This is a genomic window from Limnothrix redekei LRLZ20PSL1, assembly GCF_043235035.1.
Taxonomy (GTDB): domain Bacteria; phylum Cyanobacteriota; class Cyanobacteriia; order CACIAM-69d; family CACIAM-69d; genus CACIAM-69d.
Genome location: NZ_JAZAQF010000008.1, coordinates 1 through 8,461, shown reverse-complemented (window position 1 = coordinate 8,461; position 8,461 = coordinate 1). Strand labels below are relative to the sequence as shown.

At 53.5% G+C, this 8,461-nt stretch carries 11 protein-coding genes and 1 pseudogene; 10 read left to right on the top strand and 2 right to left on the bottom strand.

Features of this window, described 5'->3' with window-relative positions:
- Window positions 1-102: 102 nt before the first annotated feature.
- The gene (locus tag VPK24_RS01960; protein ID WP_393010241.1) at window positions 103-615 is read right to left on the bottom strand and encodes a tyrosine-type recombinase/integrase; all 513 of its coding nucleotides are present in this window, start codon (window positions 613-615) and stop codon (window positions 103-105) included.
- 286 nt (window positions 616-901) lie between these two features.
- Between VPK24_RS01960 and VPK24_RS01955 the strand changes: the two genes are divergently transcribed.
- The 10 genes from VPK24_RS01955 to VPK24_RS01910 all read left to right on the top strand — a co-directional run bounded on the left by VPK24_RS01955 (window position 902) and on the right by VPK24_RS01910 (window position 8,232).
- Complete coding sequence (locus VPK24_RS01955) at window positions 902-1,162, top strand: hypothetical protein (protein WP_393010239.1); 261 nt, start codon at window positions 902-904, stop codon at window positions 1,160-1,162.
- A 27-nt stretch (window positions 1,163-1,189) separates the two neighbouring features.
- Window positions 1,190-2,932: a hypothetical protein gene (locus VPK24_RS01950; RefSeq protein WP_393010237.1), complete on the top strand. Its 1,743-nt coding sequence runs from the start codon at window positions 1,190-1,192 to the stop codon at window positions 2,930-2,932.
- A gap of 270 nt (window positions 2,933-3,202) precedes the next feature.
- Window positions 3,203-3,331, top strand: a complete 129-nt coding sequence (locus tag VPK24_RS01945) for a hypothetical protein (protein ID WP_393010235.1) — start codon at window positions 3,203-3,205, stop codon at window positions 3,329-3,331.
- Window positions 3,332-3,836: 505 nt separating this feature from the next.
- On the top strand, window positions 3,837-5,060 hold the full coding sequence (locus VPK24_RS01940) for a hypothetical protein (RefSeq protein ID WP_393010233.1): 1,224 nt from the start codon (window positions 3,837-3,839) through the stop codon (window positions 5,058-5,060).
- A gap of 2 nt (window positions 5,061-5,062) precedes the next feature.
- Window positions 5,063-5,938: a hypothetical protein gene (locus VPK24_RS01935; RefSeq protein ID WP_393010231.1), complete on the top strand. Its 876-nt coding sequence runs from the start codon at window positions 5,063-5,065 to the stop codon at window positions 5,936-5,938.
- 150 nt (window positions 5,939-6,088) lie between these two features.
- Window positions 6,089-6,448, top strand: coding sequence for a hypothetical protein (locus VPK24_RS01930; RefSeq protein WP_393010229.1), 360 nt, complete (start codon window positions 6,089-6,091; stop codon window positions 6,446-6,448).
- 68 nt (window positions 6,449-6,516) lie between these two features.
- Window positions 6,517-7,059, top strand: coding sequence for a hypothetical protein (locus VPK24_RS01925; RefSeq protein WP_393010227.1), 543 nt, complete (start codon window positions 6,517-6,519; stop codon window positions 7,057-7,059).
- A gap of 2 nt (window positions 7,060-7,061) precedes the next feature.
- Complete coding sequence (locus VPK24_RS01920) at window positions 7,062-7,313, top strand: hypothetical protein (RefSeq protein WP_393010225.1); 252 nt, start codon at window positions 7,062-7,064, stop codon at window positions 7,311-7,313.
- Between the two features lie 52 nt (window positions 7,314-7,365).
- Entirely contained in the window at window positions 7,366-7,863 is a 498-nt protein-coding gene (locus VPK24_RS01915; RefSeq protein ID WP_393010223.1) for a hypothetical protein, read from the top strand.
- Window positions 7,864-7,869: 6 nt separating this feature from the next.
- Window positions 7,870-8,232, top strand: coding sequence for a hypothetical protein (locus tag VPK24_RS01910; RefSeq protein WP_393010221.1), 363 nt, complete (start codon window positions 7,870-7,872; stop codon window positions 8,230-8,232).
- A 10-nt stretch (window positions 8,233-8,242) separates the two neighbouring features.
- On the opposite strand, the pseudogene VPK24_RS01905 reads toward VPK24_RS01910, so the two are convergent.
- Window positions 8,243-8,461: pseudogene (locus tag VPK24_RS01905) on the bottom strand (hypothetical protein); the annotation flags it as partial.

Genomic DNA, 8,461 nt, shown 5'->3' with positions numbered 1-8,461 from the left:
AAGAATCCCCAACCTTTTATCATCGCCGGTGCGATCGCAGCAACTCGATCGGCGGGCCTGCATCGCCGGTGCGATCGAGTCGCTGCGATCGGTGGGCCTGCTTTAGAGCAAATTGATCGCCGCGATCGACCGCTCATCCATGGGGTCTGTCTCTATGTACTTGGCTAACACCGATAGAGACTGATGGCCCGTCAGTGTCTGGATCGTAGCGATTCCAACTCCTTTAGCCGCCAGACCCGAACAAAATCCCCGACGCGCTGAATAGAGCGATAGGCCAAGGCCTGTCAACTTAGCTCGGATCAGCGCTCGCCTGAATGCTGCATCCATGGTGCGACGGTGAATTTCCCGATCGGGCGATCGGCGCGATGGGAACATAAGCTGGCCTGGGTCTGGCCGGTAGGCCAGCAGGTAGGGGTGTAGTTTGCGAGCGATCGGCACTTCGCGTGTTCTGCCACATTTGCGCGATCGCCCGCTGAAGACGATCGCCTTTAGGGGTTGGCCACTACTGCCATAAACGCTGGCTTGGGGCAACCGCAAGATTGCCGTGGGTCGCTCGCCTGTATACCAAGCGATCGCCCAATAAAGTCGATGTGATTTTTCAACAAACGACTCCAAAATCTTAAGAAATAATTGATCTGTTAAGGGTGTAGAACGTCCCGATCGGTTGATTTTCATACCTCTTTTTTGCCCTGCCTAACTAATCAGGTATCTTGATAAGATCCTTTCAGCTTGCAAAGCTCCTAAGGCTTGTTTTGTAAGGATCTCAGCTCTTTTCAAAATAGCCTCTTTTGTATAGTTGAGGCAATTTTGGCATTGTTTAAAAACGCATTAGATTACTGATCAGAGTTTGGCATTAAAAATGCTTCTAGACCGCACTCAGATCCCACCTTCGATTGCAACAGTGGAACAGTTGGCCGTTTGGGCTGGCACTCTGTTGGATAACGTGACCGGCACAAAACAAATCAAAGAGCAAGAAAATTCACTGCTGGTTTACGCGGCTCAATTTCAAGTTTTTCGGGCGGCCGATGAAACGGTGCGCTGCATCATCAGGCAGTCGATCGAGCTGGATCCTGCCTATGTGGCCGATCAAAGCAAAAAACTTTGGATGTTCGCCCGTGCCTTGAGCACGGCGGAAGTTCCGTTGGGATTCCGAGTTGATTAACGATCGCTAATCTGTCAGGCGATCGTCATGCCAGAAATACCCCTACCCGGTTCGATTTTTCCGACTGCTAACGATGCTGCGACTCAATCCAGCGGTCAAGATTTGCAGCGACAGATTGATGATGCATGGTCACGGGGCCGGCCGTGGGAAGCACCATCGCTGGCCCCAACACTCAAGCCGATCGTCCCTCAGTTGCCCCCGGCGCTATCGGGGGGCCCGATTAATCCAGCCGGGGGCGGTTCGTCTTCACATGCCAGCGGTCGCCATCCCGGTGATCGGTTACCGGCCCCAACCGGTGGATCGCCGGGTGAGGATCCAGGTACAGGGCCGGGCGATGGGCCTGAAGAATTTGCGATTCCTTACCGAAAATCCAAGATTAAGTTCACTTTTTGGACGGCTGAGGCAATCTATGACCCAAAATCGCAGCTTTATGACTTTGGGGGCTGGGTTTTTTACTCCAGCCGTGTGACAGATCTACCAGCCGGGCCCTATCGCTTTCGGATCCTACCGATTGAGCCGGAATATGCTGGCCGCTACCGATCGCCCCCAAGCGGTGCAAAACGGCTTTATGAAGCCGTGCCGTTAGACCCTGAAGCTCGCACCATCCGGCTTGGGTTTGCCTCCTGGGGTTGCATTGCAGCGGTCGAGATTGTTTCAGGAGAGGATCCCGATAGCACCCCGGTTCCTGATTTTCCTGAGTTCCCTGGCGGTGGGGGCCTCACCATCAGCAGCCCACCAATTCGCAATGCGCCTAACCGCGCCTTACCGCCGCTCGCTTTTCCTCCCGGTTCTACCGGTCGTTTTCCAGGGGGTGGATCCGTGTCGCAGTGTCGTTTTGAAAAGGCTAATCTCGACAAAATCCTAAAAAATCAGGATGACATTCTGAAGCGTCTTGGGCCTGAAATCAAAAGTAAGAAGGGCGGTGATTACGGGCTGTCTGGGGCAATGCAGAATGTGCAAAAAATGCAATGGTTGAATCAAACACTGAACGTTTTGAGTGTGTTTTTCAGCTTGCACAATGCCTTGATGCTGTCTCGTAACTTGGTTGAATCAGTAACAGGGTTGCTGGACGTTGGTTTGCAAGCGTTTATGAGGGTTTTTCGGCTATCGGATCCTGATGAAGATGCTCAGATTGATGTAGCCGATTTAATCAGCAAAGGTTGGCAAGCCTTAATGATTGATGTGTTCGGTAAAGAGCAATGGATCTTGCTGCAAGCTAAAATCAATGCCGTTAATCGCATTTTGCAAAGTGCCAGTAACGTCTATTTCAATATTCAGTCAATTTTTGACGGTACTAGGGGCTTGATTGAAATTGCGACCAACAATGTTAGCCGAATTGGCAATGCGCTGAAAAAATCAAGAATTGTTGGTGAAAATGATTATAAGTGGATGCCCGTCGGCATCAATGCAAACTCAGGTAGGATTCAAAAGCTGTATGACACAATTAATAACGCAACTGAATTGACCGATGTGCTAACAGGAATTGCGGGTGAGGTCGTTAACATTAGCGACGAATCGCGCGAGTTGGCCAAAGCTCAGGCGGAACTAACCAAGCAGCTTTCAGGTGCGCAAGAAATTTTAAATAAAGAGGACTTGCCTGAAGGCGAGATCCGACCTGTTGGCTCTGGTTTTGAGCCAGAAAACGTGCCACAGACTCTAATTGCTGAGTCGGCCAAAAAAGCCAGTGAGGCAAGCGACATCTCCACTCTTGACCTTTTTAGCGACGACGCACCTTGGGAGTTTCTAGGCGATCCACCGCCTAAGGGGTAAGCCGACCATGGGTTTATCTTCTCTCGACAGCCCTGAAGGCTACAGAGTCCTAAACGATCCGATCATCCGATCGGGTGCTCAGGCCAGACCGATCGGAGAGCCGATCAAAATCCCCCTACCACCCGTGCCCATCCCATCGGGCGGTGGCCGCGGCGGTGATGATTTGGATCCGGCTCCGTCCAGGGCTAACGATGACTTAGACCCGGCCCCGCCCAGGCCGGAAGATATCCCGCCGCCACCAGCCGCACCAGCTCCACCGCCCACAAACCCGTGGGATTATTTGCCCGATTGGTTGCGATCGCCCCCGGCGCTACCTGCGATCGCCCTGCCGCAATTGCCGCCGATGCCAAACTGGCCAGCCTGGCCCGGGCCGCCGGCTGTGCCCATGGGCTGGCCTAAGCCCGGCATCCGGCCGCCTAGTGATGCGCTGCCAAAACCGACCGGTGCATCACCCTCGGCCGCAAAACCGGCCGACATCCCGGGGGAACCGGGTGAGCGATCGCCGATCGGATCATCGGCTCGGCCCTACTGGGTAGCCTATTCCTGGGCCACCATTGCCCAATCCACTTGGAACCCGGCCACCGGTCGCTATCGGTTCCAACGGTGGCTCAACGGCGGCAACTCGGTTTTGACCTTGCAAGGGCCGCTCACCGTGGTTCAGGTACCGATTCTGGAAAGCATCAGGGCCAACTACGATCCAGACGCGCTGCCCAGCGAATGGATGGATATTTACGTTAGGGATGGAGCCGGAAAAACTCATTACCTGGCTGACGGGTCTTATTTCGCCACGGCCTCATGGGCGATCACGGCGGTGGACGGGTTGCCGGAACCATGGTTACCCGATCGGCAACCCAAACCACCTCAGCCAGGGGTAGACCCCTACCCCTCTCGGAATCCCGCACCTGTGCTTGGTCGCCCGGCCGCCATTCCTCAGCCAGCTATCCCCCAACCGGACGATCGCCCCGATGTGCCTTCCTTGCCTACTCCGGTTCCTGGCACTGCAAACCCGCCGATCGATGTTCCCATCCCAGCCAGTATTCCAGTAGACAAGCCCGCTGCTCTTGACGCGCCCACTGCTCCCGGCTTGCCTACGGCCCCAGGTGTTCCCACAATTCCAGGGTCGCCATCGATCGACTATCCATGGCCTGCAATTAGTTCACCGCCGATCGCGTCCGATGGGCCTAAAGCTGGTTACGGCCCCAGCGCGGCGATCGTCTGTCGCTTTCAGGCGATCGACCTTTCTGAGATTCTGCGCACCAACGATCGGGCCCTGGCGGCCATTGGCAGTATTGAGCTGATTGGGCCCATGCAGGGGATGACCCTAACCAAGCGGATCGAGACCATTAGGCGGCGTTTTGAAATTCAGCAAGCGCAATTTTCTTTCGTCAATTTGCTTGAAATTCACAATGGTTTAATTCAATCATCCGATTTTCTTGAATCGGTAACTAATACCTTTTCCAGTTTCTTAAATAACATCATTAGCGAATTTAGTTTGGCTGCTACTGATGACTTGACCGCGCCACCCGATTTTGCAGAAACCATTCAACAAAGTTTCACAAGCTTTGTTAATGCGCTGATCGGTCAAGAGAATTGGGCAAATTTCCTATCTAATTTGCTCAAGCAAAATCGAATTGTTACCAGTTCCGCCAACTTATTCAGTAGCCTCTCTACCAATTTCCAGGGCACTAATGCTGTTGCTGAGGTGCTAACCAATAATGTTAGTCGAATCGGGAATGCCTTAAAGAAATCAAGAATTGTTGGTGAAAATGATTATAAATGGATGCCTGTGGGCATTACGGGCTTGATTGGTCGATCACTTTTGCTCTTTGGTGCTCTAACGGGTAGTGGTGTTGTAGAACTGCCAGATTTAACAACTCTATTTGGCAAAAAACCGTTATCGATTGATGAAGAAACTTTATTACTGGCTCAAAATCAGCAAGATTTCAGAGCGCAAATTGCTAACGCTGAAGAGACGATTAAGGATGAAAACTATAACCCAGATTTGCCAAGACCGATTGGCAAGGCAGCACAGGAAGATAATGTGCCACAGACGTTAATTGATGAGGCGGCCAAAAAAGCCAGTGAGGCGAGCGATTTAAGCTCAGATGATTTAGATTTTGGAGATTAACTATGGCAGCACCTAACCGTTTCCCGTCAGATCAATTACCTAAGAATTTTTCCCCGACTGAGCACTTTCAGGATCAAGTGAAGCGGTTAGTTAATCCTGAAGTGGCTCGTTATTTCCGTGATGTGGGTGATGAGGACTGGACTCCCGGCAAAAATGGCGACCTGTCAAAGAGTCCTAGAGCGTCGCTCCGACTGGCTTGCTCCCATCTCGAACCCGACACGATCGACCTAACGATCGGGCGATTGATTTTGTTCTACTTGGTGACCAGACGCGAAGAATTAATCAACCCACCGATCTATGGCGTACCGATTCCGGGTTATCAGCAATCCGTGAAGTTTTTGCCCCAAATTTCTCTGTTTTTTCGGGAGAGTCGCCAGGATCTTGAACCTGGGCAAACCCCGATTACCGGTGAAATCTCCTTCCGCCTGAAAGCGGGTGAATCGCTCTCGGAATCGTCTTTAGAGGCGATCGGCCGCAGGATTAAGTCTGAATTTCCACCTCGGGCGGAAAGTCACTGGCAAAAGGGCCGTGATTGTCTCGCCTACCGTGACTTGGAACGCAACCCGCCCGTCCAGCTCAAAATCCTTTGCGGCTCAAAAGCTGCTGGGCGCGACATGGTGGAGGCGATTTTTCGAGTTTTGGGGGAAGCCCCCGATTGGTCTAAGGCTCACTTTAGTCAAAACGAACAGGAAGGGACGGCTTACCCGGTGGCTCCTGGCTCCGATACGGTGTTGGGGCGATCGCGCAAGTTGCCGCGCCGCCGCCCGCTGGCCAGGGTGAAGCTCCAATATGCCGTGGCCCATATCTGGCCATTGCCTAACCCCATCCCGATTTACGACACAACGGGGCGGTTCGCGGCCGCGCTGGTTAGGGGGTAGTGATGCCCTTTCAGCGATCGCCTGTACCCAAGCCCGATCGGCCGGAGTTTGCGAGGAGACCTATTAGGTTTCCGGCTGTTTTTTTGAGTTCCGAGCCGTGCCAGGCTGAGAGCAGAACTTAATCACGCACCTGCTTTCAGGGCTTAGGCAATGACTAACTCGCTCGTTCAAAAGATGCTTGAGGATAAACCGGGACTGATCTTCGCAGACGGCGAATGGATCGGCGTTAAAGTGGCTGACTTGCTTGGCCCCGTAACCGTACCTACTTCGGCGGAGGCCATTGGAGATGACCTTTTGATGGGTCTCTTGTATCGCCTGATGGAGGTGGTCTCCAAAGCTGAAGATGCATGGGTTCCGCCTGCTGGCACTAAAAAGGTCAACTCCCTATCGGTGGTTGAATCTACGTCCTTACAACAAATTGCGCCAGGTGTTCGGGGTGTGATCAACCAAGCCACGATCCGGGTGGTGCAACCGGTTGAAATGCAGCAAGTCGAAGCGGTTCGGTCTTAAGAATTGAGCGGGTTTGAAACCGTCAAACCCGCTCTATGACTGGTTTTTTTAAGTGGTAGGGCAAGACAATGAGACGACGGCGATTTGGCAGGATCAAGCAAGCAATCAAGAATGGGGCCACTGGCGGATATCTGACTAAGTATCTCAGCTATCAGTCCGGGGCCAGCCCCATCACGATTACCAAGGTGGTGAATCGCAACGGCACGGTTAAGAAGGCGATCGACCCGTTTGGGAACATCGGCACAGAGTCCACTACTTTGATCGTGTCTCTAACGGGACGGGCGGTTGCGGCTCAGAGTGGCTTTGGCGCAACTGACGTGATTCTTGGGCTGAAGGAAGTTAACGGCTCAGCGGTCAGAAATCGGGGCTTTCTGCCTGCAAAGGCAGTTTTAACCGATCGATCTACCGGCTCGGCTCCTAAAGTCAGCGGCATCACGGGGCTGTCTTACAAGAAGCCGACCAGCAGTGACAGTTACACCGTGCCGTTTGGCCAGGTGGGCACGAAGGCTGAGTTCGAGGTGCAGGCCGATATCACCGCTGCCGTGACGGCTGCATCTTCCCCAACCAACATCAAATCGGTCAGCTTTAAGCCTGAGCGAATGTACTCGTAATCATGATCTACCTAGAGCCGCTGGAAGATTGCTTTCGGCCTGAGCTGGTCTGTTTCCCAGACTTGGGGGGCAGCGACATTTTGGCAGCCTGCCAGCAGCTCTGGACGATCAACCGGGCGCTCGATCAATTTCTGTACGGAGATCTGAGCGAAAGTGATTTTTGCGACATTTTGGAGGCCAATGGCCAACAGATGGATGATTACCTGGCGATCGCTTCAACATTGCTGACCGCGATCGGGCTGGATTTAACTTAGGGGCGAGATCGGCATGGGCTGGGACTTCCTGGGGATTCATGAGCTCGATTTGATGACCAGCAATGCTTGGGAATTTCCATTCCTGGTGTTGCCGTTGTCGCCGCTCGATCGCTTCGCTCTAAAGGTGACCTACACCGATGGGGTTGTGATGGTCGCCGGTAAACAGCGCTATCCGACAATTACGGGATTGTTGGGGCAATTTTTAAAAGATCCGGGCCCGGGTGAGGCCTATCAAGTTGCAACGCATCGGTTGTCTTATTCGCAGGATGAATCGATCGTTTTTAACTTCGGGCCTCAGGGCAATACTTACGACAACACAACGGGCCAAACCGTTGAGGGGTCTACGATTTGGCAACGTGACGCGGCGGGCAATCTCGAGCTGCGGACGGCTGTGGAAACCTGGATCGGGGTTAAGGCCGTGCCCAAAAAACGCGGGGTTAAGCCGGTCACGATTATGACCGCTACAGGCGAGCAAGTCACTCGATATCCCTGGTGGTACGACACCGAGCGGTCAAAGTTCACGATCCAGGTTGAAGTTTATTCGGAGTGACGGGCGATGGATGTGCTGGAATCACTGCAAGACCGGTTGCGACACCTGGAGCAGACGGTTAATCAGGGCGATCGACAAATTTTGATGGAGCTGGGCAGTATCCGTGAAAAGTTAGGCGCGGTGGTTGGCCTGACGGATCAAGTGGGGGACATCGATGTGCGCGTGAGCGCGATCGAACAGTTGTTGGCCCGGGCCGGTGAAACGGGATTGGTGTTGGCGGCCCGGGCCGCCCGGGCGGCCCAAGCCATGCCCGGGGGTTGGCGCGGTTGGGGCTTCCTGATTTTGGTGAGTGCGATCGCGGTTGATTTGCTGGTGGATCTGTTGGGCTGGGGTGAGCTGTTGCGGGCGATCGCGCACAGGCTGTTTTAAACTTCGCGGCTCAACTGTCAGTGATTTTGCCCAGATAGGTCGATCGCAGTTTGCCTGCTGATCTCCAGCGCAAATACAGATAGGGCCCGTGGCGGCCAATTTTTTTTAGCTCGAAATATCCACCGCTCGGTTGTGCCGATTTTTCGGCTTTTCCACAACTTAGGGAGCGGTTTTCTTGGGTTTGAGCGGGGGCTTGCTCCCTAAGAGCTTGGGACAATCCCGCGATCGC